The organism is Streptomyces sp. NPDC060198 (assembly GCF_042728415.1).
In the GTDB taxonomy this organism is placed as follows: Bacteria; Actinomycetota; Actinomycetes; order Streptomycetales; family Streptomycetaceae; genus Streptomyces.
Map to the genome: position 1 here is coordinate 1 of NZ_JBHWZJ010000133.1, position 17,793 is coordinate 17,793.

The 17,793-nt window shown below is 71.3% G+C and carries 12 protein-coding genes; 7 read left to right on the forward strand and 5 right to left on the reverse strand.

Features of this window, described 5'->3' with window-relative positions:
* The first annotated feature begins 34 nt into the window (after window positions 1-34).
* Window positions 35-553 carry a hypothetical protein gene (locus tag ACFWEP_RS18015; protein WP_387371274.1) on the forward strand — a complete coding sequence of 173 codons (519 nt, stop codon included), beginning with the start codon at window positions 35-37 and terminating at the stop codon, window positions 551-553.
* Between the two features lie 46 nt (window positions 554-599).
* Here ACFWEP_RS18015 and ACFWEP_RS18020 read toward each other — a convergent pair whose 3' ends face one another.
* The 3 genes from ACFWEP_RS18020 to ACFWEP_RS18030 all read right to left on the reverse strand — a co-directional run bounded on the left by ACFWEP_RS18020 (window position 600) and on the right by ACFWEP_RS18030 (window position 4,037).
* The gene (locus ACFWEP_RS18020; protein WP_387371275.1) at window positions 600-1,487 is read right to left on the reverse strand and encodes a hypothetical protein; all 888 of its coding nucleotides are present in this window, start codon (window positions 1,485-1,487) and stop codon (window positions 600-602) included.
* A gap of 183 nt (window positions 1,488-1,670) precedes the next feature.
* Window positions 1,671-2,750, reverse strand: a complete 1,080-nt coding sequence (locus tag ACFWEP_RS18025) for a metallophosphoesterase (protein WP_387371276.1) — start codon at window positions 2,748-2,750, stop codon at window positions 1,671-1,673.
* Between the two features lie 174 nt (window positions 2,751-2,924).
* Complete coding sequence (locus ACFWEP_RS18030; protein WP_387371277.1) at window positions 2,925-4,037, reverse strand: LacI family DNA-binding transcriptional regulator; 1,113 nt, start codon at window positions 4,035-4,037, stop codon at window positions 2,925-2,927.
* A 423-nt stretch (window positions 4,038-4,460) separates the two neighbouring features.
* On the opposite strand from ACFWEP_RS18030, the gene hisC reads away from it, so the two are divergent.
* The 5 genes from hisC to ACFWEP_RS18055 all read left to right on the forward strand — a co-directional run bounded on the left by hisC (window position 4,461) and on the right by ACFWEP_RS18055 (window position 13,972).
* Complete coding sequence (gene hisC / locus ACFWEP_RS18035; RefSeq protein ID WP_387371278.1) at window positions 4,461-5,540, forward strand: histidinol-phosphate transaminase; 1,080 nt, start codon at window positions 4,461-4,463, stop codon at window positions 5,538-5,540.
* A gap of 419 nt (window positions 5,541-5,959) precedes the next feature.
* The gene (locus ACFWEP_RS18040; RefSeq protein WP_387371279.1) at window positions 5,960-7,471 is read left to right on the forward strand and encodes a cytochrome ubiquinol oxidase subunit I; all 1,512 of its coding nucleotides are present in this window, start codon (window positions 5,960-5,962) and stop codon (window positions 7,469-7,471) included.
* Window positions 7,472-7,488: 17 nt separating this feature from the next.
* On the forward strand, window positions 7,489-8,490 hold the full coding sequence (cydB, locus tag ACFWEP_RS18045; protein WP_387371280.1) for a cytochrome d ubiquinol oxidase subunit II: 1,002 nt from the start codon (window positions 7,489-7,491) through the stop codon (window positions 8,488-8,490).
* Window positions 8,491-8,583: 93 nt separating this feature from the next.
* Window positions 8,584-12,135 carry a thiol reductant ABC exporter subunit CydD gene (cydD, locus tag ACFWEP_RS18050; RefSeq protein ID WP_387371281.1) on the forward strand — a complete coding sequence of 1,184 codons (3,552 nt, stop codon included), beginning with the start codon at window positions 8,584-8,586 and terminating at the stop codon, window positions 12,133-12,135.
* Window positions 12,136-12,205: 70 nt separating this feature from the next.
* Window positions 12,206-13,972: a GAF domain-containing sensor histidine kinase gene (locus tag ACFWEP_RS18055; protein WP_387371282.1), complete on the forward strand. Its 1,767-nt coding sequence runs from the start codon at window positions 12,206-12,208 to the stop codon at window positions 13,970-13,972.
* Window positions 13,973-14,045: 73 nt separating this feature from the next.
* Here the strand turns inward: ACFWEP_RS18055 and ACFWEP_RS18060 are convergent, their stop codons facing one another.
* Both ACFWEP_RS18060 and ACFWEP_RS18065 read right to left on the reverse strand, forming a co-directional pair.
* Entirely contained in the window at window positions 14,046-14,909 is an 864-nt protein-coding gene (locus ACFWEP_RS18060) for a Cof-type HAD-IIB family hydrolase (RefSeq protein ID WP_387371283.1), read from the reverse strand.
* 299 nt (window positions 14,910-15,208) lie between these two features.
* Window positions 15,209-16,402: a hypothetical protein gene (locus tag ACFWEP_RS18065; protein ID WP_387371284.1), complete on the reverse strand. Its 1,194-nt coding sequence runs from the start codon at window positions 16,400-16,402 to the stop codon at window positions 15,209-15,211.
* Between the two features lie 466 nt (window positions 16,403-16,868).
* On the opposite strand from ACFWEP_RS18065, the gene ACFWEP_RS18070 reads away from it, so the two are divergent.
* The gene (locus ACFWEP_RS18070; protein WP_387371285.1) at window positions 16,869-17,762 is read left to right on the forward strand and encodes an LLM class flavin-dependent oxidoreductase; all 894 of its coding nucleotides are present in this window, start codon (window positions 16,869-16,871) and stop codon (window positions 17,760-17,762) included.
* The last annotated feature ends 31 nt before the right edge of the window (window positions 17,763-17,793 follow it).

A 17,793-nucleotide genomic window follows, 5' to 3' on the forward strand; every position in this document is an offset into this window, starting at 1 on the left:
CTCCGGGGGGAGGCGGCGGGCGGTGTCCCCCGGCATGACCGCCCCTGGCATCACCGAACGGTTCGCGCCAGATCTCGCGGCGTACGCGGCGTGGGCCGCGACGGAGGGCATGATCGCCGGGGCCGGGGCGTTGGCCCGCCCGCGGGTGGCGCGTCCCGTCCTCGTCGCGGTCCTCGCGACCTTTCCCGTTGCCGCGCCCATCGCGCTCCTCGGCGCCCACGCCCCGCTCGCCGTGATCGCCGCAGCCATGTTCTGCGCGAGGGTGGCGCGTGATGTCTTCGCCGTGCTCTGGTCCACGACCGTGCAGCGGGAGATCCCGGAGGACACCCTCTCGCGGGTGAGTTCGTACGACCTCTTCGGCTCGCTCGCCTTCGCCCCGCTCGGGCTGCTGGTCGCGGGGCCCGTCGCGGGCGCGGTGGGGTCGGGACCGGCGCTGTACGGCTGCGCGGTTCTGGTGGTCCTGGCCACCGCGGGAGTTCTGGTCTCGCCCCAGGCGCGGGGGCTGAGGGCATCCGGTCCCCGGGGGCGGGTGGCGGTGGCCGAGGCGGGCTGAACGGGGGCGGGGTGGGGCAGGACGCCTCCGCGCCGGCCCCCGCGGGTCAGGATCCCGCGTCGGGTTCCGGGGTGCCGGGTCCCGGACCGCCGATGCCCGGGCTTCCGAAGCCGGGGCTGCCGAAGCCGGGACTGTCGAAGTCCGGGCTGCTGAAATCGGGACTGGTGAAGGAGGGCCGGGGACTCTGGCGCGAGCCGTCCTGCGGGTTCGAGAAGTCCGGGCTGCTGTACCCGATCTTCGGGATGCGGTTCGGCGACTGCCGGGGGACGCGGGCGGCCGGCGCGGCGGCCGGGTCGTCCAGCGCGTCGCGGAGGAACGGGAGTATGCCGCGCTCCAGCAGCGCGTGGCGCCAGGCCTCACGGGCCCGGGCGATCTCCTCCGGTACGTCGTCCTCCTCCATCGCGACGGCCAGCTCGTTGGAGCTGTTGCGGAGCGCCGTGACCAGCAGCCCGACGGCGGCGGCGAGTATCGCCAGCGCGGCGAGGGCGGCGAAGAGCCACCCCGCGGTGACCATCGGGCCCCCGATGGACAGGGATGGGCTCACCGCCTTCAGGAGGTAGCCGATCAGCAGGAAGATCACCGCGGCGGAACCCGCGAGGAGCGGGGCGAGCGCGGTGACGACCGCGCCGACACCCACACCCTCGCCCGTCCGGCCCGGAGGGTCCTGCGTCTCGTCCGGTTCCTCGTCGGCGTCCCCGGTCCGGGTCCGGAGCTCCCCGCGCGCCTTCACGTAGTGCTCGTACTCGGTGGCGGCGGCCGCGGTGATCAGCGCGGTGGCGCTCAGCGCCATGGTCCGCAACTGCTCCCGGTTGAGCCGTTCCCCGACTCCGTCCAGATCCGGTCGCTCGTGCGCGTGGCGCAGCGCGTCGCCGAGGATTCGCTCGTACTCGGGCCGGTCTTCGGCCAGCAGGTGCGGAGCGCTTGTCATCTGCATCCCCCGATGCTCCGTGGCGCCCGAAAACCCGCGCACGGCAGGGCATTTCGGTCGAAACGGAGGAGAGCCTGCTACTGATACGCCGATGGTAGAGCGCCCAGGGCGAGGGGTGACAGGGTGTTTCCGGAAATAGGCCCGCCGACCGCGAACGATCAGGTCGACGGAGCCCTACCCGGTGGAATGTCAGTCATGCAGGGGAAGTTGGGCGACCAGCAGTTTTCCGGCCATGGTCACTCCGCCGTCCATGGCGATGGCGAGCCCGTCCGCGTACACGTGCGGTCCGTGCACCAGCGGCCCCGCGCCGTTCTCGCCGTCCTCCGATCCGACCTCGCCCAGGAGGTAGGGGATGGGGCTGTGGCCGTGGACGACCCGCCGGCCGCCGTACGCGGCCATCAGCTCGCGTACCGCCTGCGCGCCGCCGTCGTCCCGGAACGCGAACCGCTTGGTGAGCTTGCGGAACAGGTCCCAGCACTCGTCCGCGTCGTTACGGGTGAGGATGGCGTGGACCGTGTCGTTGACGTCCTCGATGGTCGCCCCGTAGTCGAGGTACGCCGTCGTGTCGGAGTGCATCAGCAGATGCCCGTCCTCCTCCACGACCGCGTCCAGCCGCGACATCCACTGCAGGTGGACGTCGCGCAGCCGGTCCATGTCGTGCTTCTGGCCGCCGTTGAGCAGCCAGGCCGCCTGGAAGGTGGCCGTGCCGGCGCCGGAGTTCACCGGGGTGTCCGCGAACCGCTTCGCGCCGATGAGCAGCAGTTCGTGGTTGCCCATCAGCGCCTTGCAGTAGCCGCCCGCGGCGGCGGCCTCGGCGGAGAGCTGCATGACCAGGTCGATGACGCCGATGCCGTCGGGGCCCCGGTCCGTGAAGTCGCCGAGGAACCAGAGCCGGGCGTTGCCGGCCGACCAGTTGCCGTTGACGTCGATGAGGCCCTGGTCGGCGAGCGCGGCCTTCAGCTCATCGAGGTAGCCGTGCACGTCGCCGACGACGTAGAGCGGGCCGAGTCCGTCGGCCCCGCCGGGAGCCGCCTCCGGCACGGATGCCACGACGGGCACACCGGCCGGAGTGATCACGGGCAGATCGCGCTCGGTCGGCGTGTAGCCCTCCGGCACCCCGTCGTCGGGAACGGCGTTCCCGGGATGCGTGAGCGCGCCGTCCGGATGCGGGTCCTCTCCGGGCATGGTCGTGCGCGCGTACGGCGGAACGCGGAAGTCGCGCAACGTCGCCGTACGCACCACGGGTTCCTGACCGGCCCTCTGAGTCATCGACCCCTCCACCACCGTCGCGCCGCCGTACACCTGACGGGCCATGCCTGGCAGAGGTGGTCCGCGGTGTCGTTCGCCCATCATAGGAAGGCGGATCGCCCCGTGTGACGCACCAGGGGCGGTGAATCCGGGCGGGTGCGCCGTTCACCTGTCCATTGGTCCGGATTAATCCGTTCAGTCCCTGCTCGGAGAGCGTGGCGCGCTCACCGTCGTGCGGGGCGGCCGGCGCTGCGAGGAGGTCCGGACGATGAGCTCGGTCGGTATCACCCGCTCGACCGGTCCGTCGTGCTCGACGCCCTCGATCGCGTCGATGAGGAGCTGCACCACGGCGGTGCCGATGCGGCGCGGCTTCAGTGAAAGCGTCGTGATGGGCGGCTCGGTGGCGGCGTAGACCGTGGACTCGCTGCAGCAGACCAGCAGGAGATCGTCGGGGACCCGCAGGCCGTACCGACGGGCGGCGGCGAGCAGGTCGGTGCCGTTGGGGTCGAAGAGGCCGTAGACGGCGTCCGGGCGGTCCGGGCGGGCGAGCAACCGGTCGGCGGCCACCGCTCCGGCGCACGGGTCGTGGGCCGGGTAGGACTCGTACACCGGGTCCTGGCCCACGCGCTCGCACCAGTGCAGGTACGCCGTGGTGGAGAGCCGGGTGTACGTGTCGGTGGTGGTGCCGGTGAGCAGCCCGATCCGGCGGGCGCCCGCCGCGGCGAGGTGGTCGAGGAGGTCGAGCACCGCCGCGCGGTGGTCGTTGTCGACCCAGGCGGTCACGGGGAGCGATCCTGCGGGCCGGCCGTCGGAGACCACGGGAAGGCCCTGGCGGACGAGTTCGGTGACCACCGGGTCCTGGTCCGAGGGGTCGATCACGACGGTCCCGTCCAGCGCCACGTTGGACCAGACGTCGTGACGCGAGGTGGCGGGGAGGATCACGAGGGCGTACCCCCGGGCGAGCGCGGCCGAGGTCGCGGCCCTCGCCATCTCCGCGAAGTACGCGAACTCGGTGAAGGTGAAAGGTTCATCCCCGTACGTGGTCACGGTCAGGCCGATCAGGCCCGACTTGCCCGTACGGAGGGTGCGGGCCGCGGCCGAGGGGCGGTAGCCCAGGCGCTCTGCGACCTCGCGGACGTGGCGGCGGGTGGCGTCCGGAAGCCTGCCCTTGCCGTTGAGCGCGTCGGAGACGGTCGTGATCGATACCCCCGCCGCGGCGGCGACGTCGCGAATACCCGCGCGTCCTGGCCGGCCGCTGCGCCGGGGGGTCTCGGTCCGGCTCACCTGGTGCTTCCCTGCTGCTGTCATGGCGAGCCGATATTAGGGCTCGGGAGGCCAACTCGGCCGGACGCATATGCAACTGTTGACAGGCACGTTTCTGCAAGGTCATTGGGGAGAGATTGCCTTGTAAAACAAGGGAGTTGATGGCAAGGGGGCGGATGTGTCATGTATCCATCGGTCCGAGTCCGCCCTGCGGGTGGTCGACGGAAGGGGTATCAACTCACCACTTCGAGGGATGCGCGCCACGGCGCGAGCCACCGGCTTGTGACGGAGAGTACGCACGCCCCCTCCAGATGTGCCCCGCTCGTCGCGTTCCGTCGCCGAAACGGGTGAGCGCGGCCGTACGTCGTGCCGGAGCGGTGCCGGCCGCTCCCGTCCACGGGGCGGGTCCGGCGCCTCCTCATAAGGTGAGACGCATCGAAGTGCGTCGACGGTCGAGGAGAACCCGTGGTGAGCGAGACGAATCCCAAGCTACGCCCCGAGCTGGACGGTGTCCCCGCCTACGTGCCGGGCAGGCCGGCCTCCCAGGACGGGCCGGTCGCCTTCAAGCTGTCCTCCAACGAGAACCCCTACCCGCCGCTGCCTGGCGTGCTGGAATCCGCTCTCGCGGCTGCCTCGGAATTCAACCGCTACCCCGACATGTCCTGCGCGGGCCTCATGGAGGAGCTGGCCGACCGGTTCGGGGTGCCCTTGGAGCACCTCGCCACAGGAACCGGCTCGGTGGGCGTGGCGCAACAGCTGCTTCAGGCCACCTCCGGGCCCGGCGACGAGGTGATCTACGCCTGGCGTTCCTTCGAGGCGTATCCGATCATCACGCAGATCAGCGGGGCGACCTCGGTGAAGGTGCCGCTGACCGACGGGGACGTCCACGACCTCGACGCGATGGCGGACGCCGTCACCGACCGGACGCGGCTGATCTTCGTCTGCAACCCCAACAACCCGACCGGGACGGTGGTCCGCCGGGCCGAGCTGGAGCGGTTCCTCGACCGGGTCCCCTCCGACGTGCTGGTGGTGCTCGACGAGGCGTACAAGGAGTTCGTCCGTGACGCCGACGTCCCCGACGGGCTGGAGATCTACCGGGACCGGCCCAACGTCGCGGTGCTGCGCACCTTCTCGAAGGCGTACGGACTGGCCGGACTGCGGGTCGGGTTCGCGGTGGCGCACGAACGGGTGGCGGCGGCGCTGCGCAAGACGGCCGTGCCCTTCGGTGTGAGCCGGATCGCCCAGGACGCGGCGGTCGCGTCGCTGCGGGCCGAGGACGAACTGCTGGGACGGGTCGGCTCGCTGGTGGTCGAGCGGAACCGGGTGCACCGCGCTCTGGTGGAGCAGGGCTGGACGGTGCCGGAGAGCCAGGCCAACTTCGTCTGGCTGCGGCTCGGCGAGCGTACGGGCGACTTCGCCGCGTTCTGCGAGCGGGCCGGGGTGGTCGTGCGGCCGTTCGCCGGCGAGGGCGTACGGGTCACGATCGGCGAGGACGAGGCCAACGACCTCTTCCTGAAGTCGGCGGAGGCGTTCCGCGCGCGGCTGTAGCCCGCGCTCCGGGCGTTCCGTGTGCTGCTGTGGTCCGCGCTCCGGGCGTTCCGTGCGCCGAGGCGGGGCATCGCGGTCGACTCCGGAATGCCGTACCGGTGCCCCGCCCTCGGCTTTTCCCGATGCCGGCCTTCCCCGAGGGCGGGGCCCCTCGTACGCGCGCGTCGCGGGCGGGGCCGCGTGGTGTTGCCCGCGACGTCGGTGGTTGTCCTGAAACCGCCGATTCCCATCGGTTCTGTCCGGTGCCGGGGGGCACGTACAGGAAGGGACCCCCCCCGTTCGAAGATCCGGAAGCGCGTGCGCCATACTTTGCTTGTGAATGTGAACGCTTTCACAAGCGCACCCGATTGGTCCCGTAATGGGTGGGGTCAATCGGGCGAACCGCGGCTGTCACTACGGCGACGTAAGGAGACGACGACGTGGAACTAGCTCTGGCGCCCGAGACGATGGCGCGCTGGCAGTTCGGCATTACGACCGTCTACCACTTCCTCTTCGTCCCCATGACGATCTCCCTCGCCGCACTGACGGCGGGGCTGCAGACGGCATGGGTCCGGACCAACAAGGAGAAGTACCTCAAGGCCACCAAGTTCTGGGGCAAACTCTTCCTGATCAACATCGCCATGGGCGTCGTCACCGGCATCGTCCAGGAGTTCCAGTTCGGCATGAACTGGTCCGACTACTCTCGGTTCGTCGGTGACGTCTTCGGTGCACCGCTGGCCTTCGAGGCGCTGATCGCCTTCTTCTTCGAGTCCACCTTCATCGGACTCTGGATCTTCGGCTGGGACAAGCTGCCCCGGAAGATCCACCTCGCCTGCATCTGGATGGTCTCGCTCGGGACGATCCTCTCCGCGTACTTCATCCTGGCGGCCAACTCCTGGATGCAGCATCCGGTCGGCTACCGCATGAACACGGAACGTGGACGCGCCGAACTCACCGACTTCTGGCACGTGCTGACGCAGAACACGGCGCTCGCCCAGTTCTTCCACACCATCACGGCGGCCTTCCTGGTCGGCGGCGCCTTCATGGTCGGGATCGCCGCCTTCCACCTGGCGCGCAAGAAGCACGTCCCGGTCATGCGGACCTCACTGCGGCTCGGGCTCATCACGGTGGTCGTCGCCGGCCTGCTGACCTCCATCAGCGGTGACCTGCTCGGCAAGGTGATGTTCAAGCAGCAGCCCATGAAGATGGCGGCGGCCGAGGCGCTCTGGGAGGGGCAGGAAGGCGCGCCCTTCTCGATCTTCGCGGTGGGCGACGTCTCGGAAGGCCGCAACGACGTCGAGATCTCGGTCCCCGGAGTGCTCTCCTTCCTCGCCGACGACACCTTCACCTCGTACATCCCGGGCATCAACGAGCTGAACGAACAGATGCAGGAGAAGTACGGTCCGGGGGACTACCGGCCCAACATCCCCGTGGCCTTCTGGGGCTTCCGCTGGATGATCGGCTTCGGGATGGCCTCCTTCGGCCTCGGCGCCCTCGGACTCTGGCTGACCCGGAAGAAGTTCATGCTGCCGCCGGGTATGCGGACCGGTGACGACGAAGTGCCGCATCTGGTCCTCTTCAAGAACAAGGCACTCAGCCCGAAGCTCACCAAGCTGTACTGGCTGGTCGCGCTCTGGACCCTGCTCTTCCCCCTGATCGCCAACTCCTGGGGCTGGATCTTCACCGAGACCGGGCGGCAGCCCTGGGTCGTCTTCGGTGTGCTCAAGACCAAGGACGCGGTCTCCCCCGGCGTCTCGCAGGGTGAGGTGATCACCTCGCTGATCGCCTTCACCCTGATCTACGCGATCCTCGCGGTGGTCGAGGTCAAGCTGCTGGTGAAGTACATCAAGGCCGGACCTCCCGAACTCAGTCAGGACGACCTCAACCCGCCCGCCACGATCGGTGGTCACGACGACGCCGACGCCGACCGGCCGATGGCCTTCTCGTACTGAGAGGAAGGAGCGGAACGATGGAACTCCACGACGTCTGGTTCGTCCTCATAGCCGTCCTCTGGACCGGTTACTTCTTCCTGGAGGGCTTCGACTTCGGCATCGGCGTCCTGACCAAGGTGCTGGCCCGCGACCGCAAGGAGCGGCGAGTCCTGATCAACACGATCGGACCCGTCTGGGACGGCAACGAGGTCTGGCTGCTCAGCGCCGGAGGTGCCACCTTCGCGGCCTTCCCCGACTGGTACGCCACCCTCTTCTCCGGCTTCTACCTGCCACTGCTGATCATCCTGCTCTGCCTGATCCTGAGGGGCGTCGCCTTCGAGTACCGGGCGAAGCGACCGGAGGAGCGCTGGCAGAAAAACTGGGAACACGCGATCTTCTGGACCTCGCTGATCCCCGCAGTCCTCTGGGGCGTGGCCTTCGGCAACATCGTGCGCGGGGTCAAGATCGACGCGCACATGGAGTACGTAGGCGGGTTCTGGGACCTCCTCAACCCCTTCGCCCTGCTCGGCGGTGCGGTGACGCTCACCCTCTTCACCTTCCACGGAGCGGTGTTCGCGGCCCTGAAGACGGTCGGTGAGATCCGCTTCCGGGCCCGGAAGTTCGCGCTGCGGCTGGGGTTCCTCACCGCGGTCCTGGCGTTGGGCTTCCTGATCTGGACGCAGGTGCGCACCGGTGACGGCTGGTCGCTGCTCGCGATGGCCGTCGCCGTCCTGGCCCTGACCGGGGCGATCGTGGCCATCGCCGCGGGGCGGGAGGGCTGGTCGTTCGCGTTCTCGGGCCTCACCATCACCGCGGCCGTGGCGATGCTCTTCCTGGCGCTCTTCCCGGACGTCATGCCGTCCTCGCTGAACGGCGCGTGGAGCCTCACCGTCACCAACGCCTCGTCCACGCCCTACACGCTCACGATCATGACCTGGTGCGCGGGGATCGCCACGCCCCTGGTCCTGCTCTACCAGGGCTGGACCTACTGGGTGTTCCGCAAGCGCATCGGTACCCAGCACATCGCCGACGCGCATTAGGCGGTGTCCGGCGGCGGCCCGACCGGTCGCCGCCGGACACCTGGCGTCGAGCCGCCCGTACCGGCCGCACCCGAACTGCAGGGGATGTTTCACGTGAAACCGATCGATCCGCGTCTCTTCCGGTACGCCCGTGCCACCCGCTTCTTCCTCATGGCCGTGGTGGCGCTGGGCGCGGTAGGTGCGGTGCTGGTCATCGCCCAGGCGATGCTGGTGGCCGAGATCGTGGTCGGCGGGTTCGAGGACGGGCTGAGCGTCTCCGGACTCCGTACCCCCCTGATCCTGCTGGTCGCCGTCGCGGCGGGCCGGGCGCTGGTCGCCTGGCTCACCGAGCTGGCCGCGTACCGGGCGAGTGCGGCGGTCAAGTCCGAGCTGCGCGGCCGTCTGTTGGAGCGGGCCGCACAGCTCGGCCCCGGGTGGCTGGACGGGCAGCGCACCGGATCGCTCGTCGCCCTCGCGACCCGGGGTGTCGACGCGCTGGACGACTACTTCTCGCGCTATCTCCCGCAGCTCGGCCTCGCGGTGGTGGTACCCGTCGCGGTCCTCGCACGCATCGTCACCGAGGACTGGGTCTCGGCCGCGATCATCGTGGTCACGCTGCCGCTCATCCCCGCTTTCATGATGCTGATCGGCTGGGCCACCCAGTCCCGGATGGACCGGCAGTGGAAACTGCTTTCCCGGCTCTCCGGCCACTTCCTGGACGTGGTCGCCGGGCTGCCCACGCTCAAGGTCTTCGGCCGGGCGAAGGCCCAGGCCGAGTCGATCCGGAAGATCACCTCGGAGTACCGGCTGGCGACCGTGCGAACCCTGCGGATCGCGTTCCTCTCCTCCTTCGCGCTGGAGCTGCTGGCGACACTCTCGGTGGCCCTCGTCGCCGTGACGATCGGCATGCGGCTCGTCCACGGCGGACTCGACCTCTACATCGGCCTGCTGGTGCTGATCCTCGCCCCCGAGGCGTATCTCCCGATCCGCCAGGTCGGCGCGCAGTACCACGCGGCGGCGGAAGGGTTGTCGGCCGCGGAGGAGATCTTCGCCGTGCTGGAGACCGAACTGCCGGCGGCGGGTACGGCGGACGTGCCGGGGTCGCTCCGTATCGAGCTGGCCGGGGTGACGGTCCGGCACCAGGGCCGGACCGGGGCCTCCCCGGCAGATGCCTCCCTGGTGGTCGAGCCCGGGGAGACGGTGGCGCTGGTCGGCCCGAGCGGGGTCGGCAAGTCCACGCTGCTCGATGTGGTCCTCGGCTTCACGTCGCCGGACGCGGGGACCGTACGGGTGGGCGGCGTGGATCTCGCCACCCTCTCCCCCGAACGCTGGCGCGAGCACATCGCCTGGGTTCCGCAGCGTCCTGTCCTCTTCGCCGGCACCGTCGCGGAGAACGTGCGCCTCGCCCGGCCGGACGCCGACGACGCCGCCGTGACCGCTGCGCTGCGGGACGCGGGTGCCCACGAGTTCGTCGGCCTGCTGCCCGAGGGGGAGCGGACCCTCCTCGGGGAGGATGGCGCCGGGCTCTCCGCCGGGCAGCGCCAGCGGCTCGCCCTGGCCCGCGCCTTCCTCGCCGACCGGCCGGTACTGCTGCTCGACGAGCCGACCGCCGGCCTGGACGGCGGGACGGAGTCGGACATCGTGGATGCGGTGCGCCGACTGGCCCAGGGCCGAACCGTCCTGCTGGTCGCGCACCGCCCCGCGCTGCTGCCGCTGGCCGACCGGGTGGTGACGCTGGAGCCGGCCACCACCGGTGAAGCCGCTGTGGGCCCGGGGCCCACCGGTACGGATCCCGGGCACGTGGAGGCACCCGCGCGGTCGGCTCCCGCCCCCACCACTCCCGAGCCCCTGCGGGAGACCGAGAACCTGCGGGAGACCGCTCCCCGGACCGGCAAGGTGCTCGCACGGGTCCGCGCGGCAGCGGGCGCCCGGCGCCGACGACTGGCCCTCGCCCTGCTGCTGGGCAGCCTCGCGCTCGGCTCCTCGGTGGGGCTGATGGCGGTGTCCGGCTGGCTGATCTCCCGCGCTTCCGAACAGCCCCCGGTCCTCTATCTGATGGTCGCCGTCACCGCGACCCGCGCCTTCGGTATCGGCCGGGCCTTCTTCCGCTACGCCGAACGCCTCGTCTCCCACGACACCGTGCTCCACCTCCTCGCCGAACTGCGCGTCGCCGTCTACCGGGGGCTGGAGCGGGTGACACCCGCCGGACTGCGCACCACCCGTCGGGGCGACCTGCTCTCCCGGCTGGTGGCGGACGTGGACGAACTCCAGGACTACTGGCTCCGCTGGCTGCTGCCCGCCGGTACCGCCGTGGTCGTCGGCGTGGCCTCCGCGGGCTTCCTCGGGATGCTCCTCCCGGAGGCGGGTGTGGTCCTCGCCGTAGGGCTGCTGCTCGCCGGAGTGGGTGTGCCGCTGCTCAGCGGGGCGGTCGCCGACAGGGCGGAGCGCCGGCTCGCCCCGGCCCGTGCCGACCTCGCGGTCCGGGTCACCGACCTGCTCGGCGGCACGGCCGAACTGACCGTCGCGGGTGCTCTGCCCTCGCGCACCGCGCGGGTACGGGCGGCCGACGGGGCCCTCACCCGGATCGCCGCCCGCGCCGCTTCCGCCACCGCACTCGGCGGTGGTCTCTCCTCGCTCCTGAGCGGGCTGACCGTGGTCGCCTGCGCGCTGGTGGCGCTCCCCGCCGTGCACGGCGGACGGCTCGGCGGCCTGGAACTCGCGGTCGTCCTGCTCACCCCGCTCGCCGCCTTCGAGGCCGTGAACGGGATGCCGCTCGCCGTGCAGTACCGGCGGCGGGCCCGCCGGAGCGCGGAGCGGGTGTACGAGGTGCTGGACGCCCCCGTCCCCGTACGCGAACCCGCCGACGCCGCTCCGGCCCCCATCACCCCCTTCCCGCTGGAAGTGCGCGGCCTGACGGCCCGCTACCCGGAAGCGACGCGGCCCGCTCTGGACTCGGTCGACCTGACCCTGGAGCAGGGGCGCCGGATCGCGGTCGTGGGCCCGTCCGGCTCGGGCAAGACCACCCTCGCGCAGGTCCTGCTCCGCTTCCTGGACGCGGAGCGGGGCACCTACCGGCTCGGCGGCACGGACGCGGCCGCGCTCGACGGCGACACGGTCCGTACGTTCGTCGGGCTCTGCGCCCAGGACGCGCACGTCTTCGACAGCTCGGTACGCGAGAACCTGCGGCTCGCACGCACCGACGCCACCGAGGAGGACCTGAGGAACGCGCTCGCCGGGGCGCGGCTGCTCGACTGGACCGACTCGTTGCCGGACGGGCTCGACACCCTGGTGGGCGAACACGGCGCCCGGCTCTCCGGCGGCCAGCGGCAACGCCTCGCGCTGGCCCGCGCCCTGCTCGCCGACTTCCCCGTCCTCGTACTCGACGAGCCTGCCGAGCACCTCGACATCGCCACGGCGGACGCGCTGACCGCGGACCTCCTCGACGTCACCCGCGGGCGCACCACCGTGCTCATCACCCACCGTCTGGCGGGCCTCGACGCGGTGGACGAGATCGTGGTGCTGGACGGCGGACGAGTGGTCCAGCGCGGCACCCACGCCGAGCTGGCCGCGGTGGACGGGCCGCTGCGCCGGATGCTGGAGCGCGAACGGGAGGCCGACCTGCGCGCGGTGCGCCCGCTCGAACCGGCCCGGACGGTATACGCCTGAGCCCTGCCCCGCGTGCAGAACGGGATGAATCCGACTTTCCGTGGGCAGGGTCCCTCCGTACGCTCGACGCATGGCAGAGCGGCAGGGGCACCGGCGGGGCGCGGCGGACCGCGGCGAGGTGGGCCGGAACGCCTGGGACCAGGAGTCGCTCGAAGCGGCCACCCGGGCGGCCCGGGATCTGCAGGGGCTCTCCCCCGAACTCACCGCCCGGGTGCCGCAACTGCTGGAGGCCATGCGTTCGGTCGGTACGGGGCTGGAACTGCACTCCACGCTCGACCGCATCTGCGAGACCGCCGCCGAACTGGCCCACGCCCGGTACGCCGCGATCGGTGTCGTGGACGAGTCCGCGGAGGGGCTCCTCGACTTCGTCACCCACGGCATGTCGGCCGAGGAGGCGCGCGCGATCGGACGCCCTCCCAGCGGCCACGAGGGACTCCTCGGGGCGCTCATCCACGACCCGGCTCCGGTGATGCTGACCGATCTGACCGCCGACCCGCGCTACGCCGGATTCCCGGCGGGGCATCCCCCGATGCGCACCTTCCTGGGCGTTCCCATCAGTGTCCAGGGGCAGATCTTCGGCAATCTGTACCTAGCCGAGAAACACCACGGCGGTGAGTTCAACGAGTACGACCTGCACATGGTCCGGGTGCTCGCCACGGAGGCGGGCATCGCCATCGGCAACGCCCGCCTCTACGAGGCGGCCCGTCAGCGCGAGCGGTGGATCGACGGATCGGTCGCGGTCACCACGGCGCTGCTCGCGGGCGGGGACGCGGACGACGCTCTGAGCGTCGTCGCCGAGCAGGCTCGCCGGCTCGCCGGCTCGGCCGCCGGCGCCGTCCTGCTGCCGGTGGGGAAGGACGGCGCGGACGGGCTGGAAGTCGTCGCGGTCGCCTCCGACGATCCCTCCACTTCACTGGGCGTGATCATCGGTCCGGAGAGCCCGGTGGTGTCCGCGCTGCTGGCCGGGGAGCCCGTGTTCATCGACGACGCCGCGACCGACCCGCGCCTGATCAGCCGCACGTCCGAGCGGTACGGCCCGAACATGCTGCTGCCGATGCGCAGCGGTGGCCGGATGCTCGGGGCGCTGTCCATGCCCCGGGCGCAGGGGCAGCGTCCGTTCAGTGCGGCGGAACGCACCCTCGGGGTGCAGTTCGCGGCGCAGGCGGCGCTGGCGTTGATGATGGCGGAGGCACAGCGCGACCGGGAGCGGCTCGCGGTGTACGAGGACCGCGACCGGATCGCCCGGGACCTTCACGACCTGGTGATCCAGCGGCTGTTCGCCACCGGGATGATGCTGGAGAGCGCTCAGCGCCGCTCGGTGGTGCCGGAGGTGCGGGAGGGTGTCGGCCGGGCCGTGGACGAGCTGGACATCACCATCCAGGAGATCCGCACCGCCATCTTCGCGCTCCAGCAGGAGCCGGCCGAGGCGCCGTCCGGGCTGCGGGTCCGAGTGCTGCGCGAGGTCAACATGGCGTCGGTGCCCCTCGGCTTCACCCCCTCGCACCGCTTTCTGGGGGCGATCGACACCTTGGTGGGCGAGCTCACCGGGAAGAACCTGATCGCGGCCCTGCGCGAGGCACTTTCCAACGCCTTCCGGCACGCCCACGCCTCGCGGATCGAGGTGGTCGTCGACGCCACGGCCACCTTGCCGGACGGGCGGGACGCCGTCCGGCTGACGGTCTCGGACGACGGTGTCGGTATCCCGGAGGGTGGCCGGCGGAGCGGTCTGCGGAACCTGGCCCGCCGGGCGGAGTCGCTGGGCGGGGCGAGCTGGTTCGGCCCGGGGCTCGGGGAGGACGGCGGCGGAACATCGGTGGTCTGGGAGGCGCCGCTCTGAGCCCCCGGTCGTCGGCGAGGGCGTCCGGCCGGGGTGCTGTCCGGCGGGGCGGCGCCCGGCGGGCGTGACGGTGTCAGCGGGCGGCGAGGAGGCGTTCGAGGACGACCGCCACGCCGTCCTCCTCGTTGGTGAGCGTCCGTCCCGACGCGGCGGACACGGCGGCCGGATGGGCGTTGGCCATCGCGTACGAGGTGCCGGCCCAGTTCAGCATCTCGACGTCGTTCGGCATGTCGCCGAAGGCGACGACCTCCTCGGGGAGCACCCCTCGCTCCGCGCAGTACTCCGCGAGTGTGCGGGCCTTGGAGACGCCCGCCCCACCGGCTTCCAGCAGCGCGGAGGGGCTGGACCGGGTGAAGGAGACCCGGTCCCCGGCGGCCTCGCGGGCCAGGGCGAGGAAGGCGTCGGGGGCGATCGCCGTGTGGTGGGCGAGGAGCTTCAGCACGGGGGCGCCCGTGCCCGGTGCCTCCTCGGCCAGCAGCTTCTCGACGGGGGCCACGCTCGCCCAGGGGTCCTTGTGGAACGGCGGGTAGAGCGGTTCGTAGTGGAGGCCGGTGGTGAACTCGACCGCGAACGTGGTGCCGGGCGCGACTGCCCGTACCCGGTGCACCACGTCGAGTGCCTCGGCCCGGCCGAGCGGGTGGATCCTGATCAGCCGGCCACCGTCGCCCAGGTCGACCACCGCAGCGCCGTTCGCGCAGATCGCGGTCCCGTGCTCGGGCAGATGGGACACCACCGCGTCCATCCAGCGGGGCGGGCGCCCGGTGACGAAGAGAACGTGCACGCCCGCACGTTCGGCCGCCACGAGCGCGGCGATCGTCCGGGCCGACAACGTCTTGTCGTCGCGCAGCAGTGTGCCGTCCAGGTCGGTGGCTATCAGCCGGGGCACGGCGGCAGGCGGTGCGTCGGTAGGCGTGGTCACCGCTCCATTCTCCCGCATTCGGTGCACGGGCGTGCAGAGGGGCGCACATATGAGTGCCACGCGCCTCTGATCAGGGGGATAGGCCTCTGGCATATGCCAGAGCGCAGCCGGGCGATCTTGTGCGGGTGCGGGTGCGGGTGCGGGTGCGGGTGCGGGTGCGGATGTTGGGTGCCGGGTGTGCGGACTCCGGCGTCCCGGCCCGGTGCCCCGTGCGAGCCGGACGGTCCGACGGATTCCGGGGTCCCGGCATGCGGAGGCGGTCCCGGTCCCGGAGAGGCCGGGACCGGGGCTGGTCCGCGCGGTACCACCGCTGACGACTACCGGCAGCCGGTGGCCAGCGCGCTGAGGCGGTCGCCGATCACCGAGACACCTGGACGGGGCTCGCGCTCGTAGTACCAGGGCTTGCGTCGGCGCAGCAGCGTCTCGCCGTGCTCGCTCCAGACGAATCCGGGCTTCCGCAGCAGCTTTCGGAACACCTCGTCAGCAGTCTCCGGGTGGGCGGCGGCCAGACGGCGGATCGGCAAGGGCGCGATCGACTCCTCGCGCAGATACGTGCGCAGCAGATCCTGGTGCCTCCTGCGGCCCGCACGGGCGGGGTCTGCGAAGAGGTCTCGCAGCAGCCCGTAGTCGGCGTAGAAGTTCAGCCCGTCGAGCTCGTCGTAGATGACACCGATGGTGTCCGCTTCGGCGAGCTCCTGCGGCAGCTCGAACAGCGGCAGGTCCGGGCCGGACGGTCGCCCGCGCCGGGCGGGGCTGGGCCGTGCGGGGGCAGCGGTGTCCCGGCGGTGGCGGTAGTAGGCGTTGAGGAGGCTCTCGGATTCCGCAGGGGGAAGGATCAGTTCGTCGCTGCCGCAGAATTCGACGAACGCGGCCCGGTCCTCCCGCATCCGCTGCCACCCCTGCTCGATCTTCGAGGGGTTGCGGAAGACCAGTTCGGGACGGCTGGTGGCCAGTCCGAGCGCCGCTCGGGCAATGTCGATGGCACTGGACTCGGGGTAGTACGACATCGCCCCGGACACCAGCCACGCCCCGTCGGCCGAGTGGACGGGAGCCAGGCACGTATGGAGGAATCCCCCCTTGGACAGTCCGCGGAAAGCCGCTCGCCCGACGTTCGAGTACGTGCGGTAATCCAGGTCATCGACCAGGTTCAGCAGGACGACGGCATCCCCGTCCTTCCGCCGGATCTCGAAGACGCCCTCGACCGGGTCACGCCGGCCGAGCAGTATCTCCCGGTCGGCGACGGCCAGGTCCTTCCGCGCTGTGAGGAACCGGTCCAGCACGGATGTCCCGTCAGGCAGCTGGTACCGCAGGACGAAGTGGTCGATGATCCGGACGGCCTCACCCTCGTCCAGTTGCTGTGCGGGCCCCGCAGCCTCCCGCAGCAGGGGTGTCAACCACCTGTCGAAGCGGGCGCTCCGAGCGAAGGAGACCAGCTCCTCCTTCAGCTCGGCGCTGCGTTCGATGAGGCCGGCGAGCGACGGCCCATCCGCGACCTGTACGGCGTCAGCCACCGGAAGCCCTTTCGTGCGCACCGGTCCTGTGCGACGTGGGAGGTGTCCGGACCCTACCGGCCCCGTGGCGGTACGCCTCGATCGACTTCACGCGATCGGGCGCGGGGCGGGCGACGGCAGGTCCAGGATGAAGCGCCGGCCGGAGGCGCCCACGGGGGCACCGGGTGAATCTCCCCCCTGCCGGATGCGGTACCGACACCGCGCACCGTCACATCGGCGCCGAGAACCGTGGTGGTGGAGGACGGATCGAGGTGCCGCTCCACCATGTCGAACAGGCCGTTCCCCTGTTCGTCCCCACCGGGGGCGCCCCGCGTCGAATTTCTGCTCACGGCCTCGCGTTCTACCCGGTCCGGCGTGACCATGAACCCACGGTAGCGGCCCCCGAAGCGGTGCCGGCGTGGTTCCCCGAATCGCTCCGGTCGATCGGGGCGTCGGTGGTGGCGCGGATCCACGTATCGTCAAAGCCATGCGTCTGAGCACCGTGATCCTCCCCGTCCACCGATGGGGCGAAGGACAGAAGATCTGGCGGCGGGCCGAAGAACTCGGTTTCCACGCCGCCTACACGTACGACCACCTGTCGTGGCGGTCGTTCCGGGAGAAGACATGGTTCGGGGCGATCCCGACGCTGACCGCGGCGGCCGTCGCCACCGAAACCATGCGGCTCGGCACCCTCGTGACCTCGCCGAACTTCCGGCATCCGGTGACGCTCGCCAAGGAACTGATCTCGCTCGACGACATCTCGGGCGGCCGGGTCACCCTCGGCATCGGGGCGGGTGGCAACGGCTTCGACGCCACGGCGCTCGGCCAGGACCCGTGGACCCCGCGCGAGCGGGCGGATCGTTTCGGCGAGTTCGTGCCGCTGCTGGACCGGCTCCTCACCGAGGGCGCGGTCTCGCAGCAGGGCGCGTTCTACACGGCGCAGGAGGCCCGGAACATCCCCGGCTGCGTCCAGTCGCCCCGGCTGCCGTTCGCCGTTGCCGCGACCGGCCCGCGAGGTTTGAGGCTGGCCGCCCGGTACGGGCAGGCGTGGGTGACCACGGGGGACCCGAAGCTGTTCGAGGAGGGCACGCCGGAGCAGTCCGTGGAAGCGTTGCGCGGCCAGATCGGCAGGCTCGGCACCGCGTGCGAGGAGACGGGCCGGGACGTGGCGGAGCTCGACAAGATCCTGCTCACGGCCTTCACCCCCGACCGTAACCGCCCGCTGGAGTCGGTCGACGCGTTCGTGGACTTCGCGGGCCGCCACCGGGACCTGGGCTTCACCGAACTGGTCGTCCACTGGCCGATCCCTGACTCGGACTTCGACACCGACCCGGTCGTCTTCGAGCGGATCGCCACCGAAGCGCTCGGTCGGCTGGGCTGACCGGAGAGCCGGCCGTGGGGGCGGGCTGAGG

Bases quoted from the DNA above. Each gene is read 5' to 3' on its own strand.
- ACFWEP_RS18055 (WP_387371282.1), top strand. From the start codon at position 12,206: ATGGCAGAGCGGCAGGGGCACCGGCGGGGCGCGGCGGACCGCGGCGAG.
- ACFWEP_RS18030 (WP_387371277.1), bottom strand. From the start codon at position 4,037: ATGACAGCAGCAGGGAAGCACCAGGTGAGCCGGACCGAGACCCCCCGG.
- ACFWEP_RS18060 (WP_387371283.1), bottom strand. From the start codon at position 14,909: ATGCGGGAGAATGGAGCGGTGACCACGCCTACCGACGCACCGCCTGCC.
- ACFWEP_RS18015 (WP_387371274.1), top strand. From the start codon at position 35: ATGACCGCCCCTGGCATCACCGAACGGTTCGCGCCAGATCTCGCGGCG.
- ACFWEP_RS18025 (WP_387371276.1), bottom strand. From the start codon at position 2,750: ATGACTCAGAGGGCCGGTCAGGAACCCGTGGTGCGTACGGCGACGTTG.
- cydB (WP_387371280.1), top strand. From the start codon at position 7,489: ATGGAACTCCACGACGTCTGGTTCGTCCTCATAGCCGTCCTCTGGACC.
- ACFWEP_RS18070 (WP_387371285.1), top strand. From the start codon at position 16,869: ATGCGTCTGAGCACCGTGATCCTCCCCGTCCACCGATGGGGCGAAGGA.
- ACFWEP_RS18020 (WP_387371275.1), bottom strand. From the start codon at position 1,487: ATGCAGATGACAAGCGCTCCGCACCTGCTGGCCGAAGACCGGCCCGAG.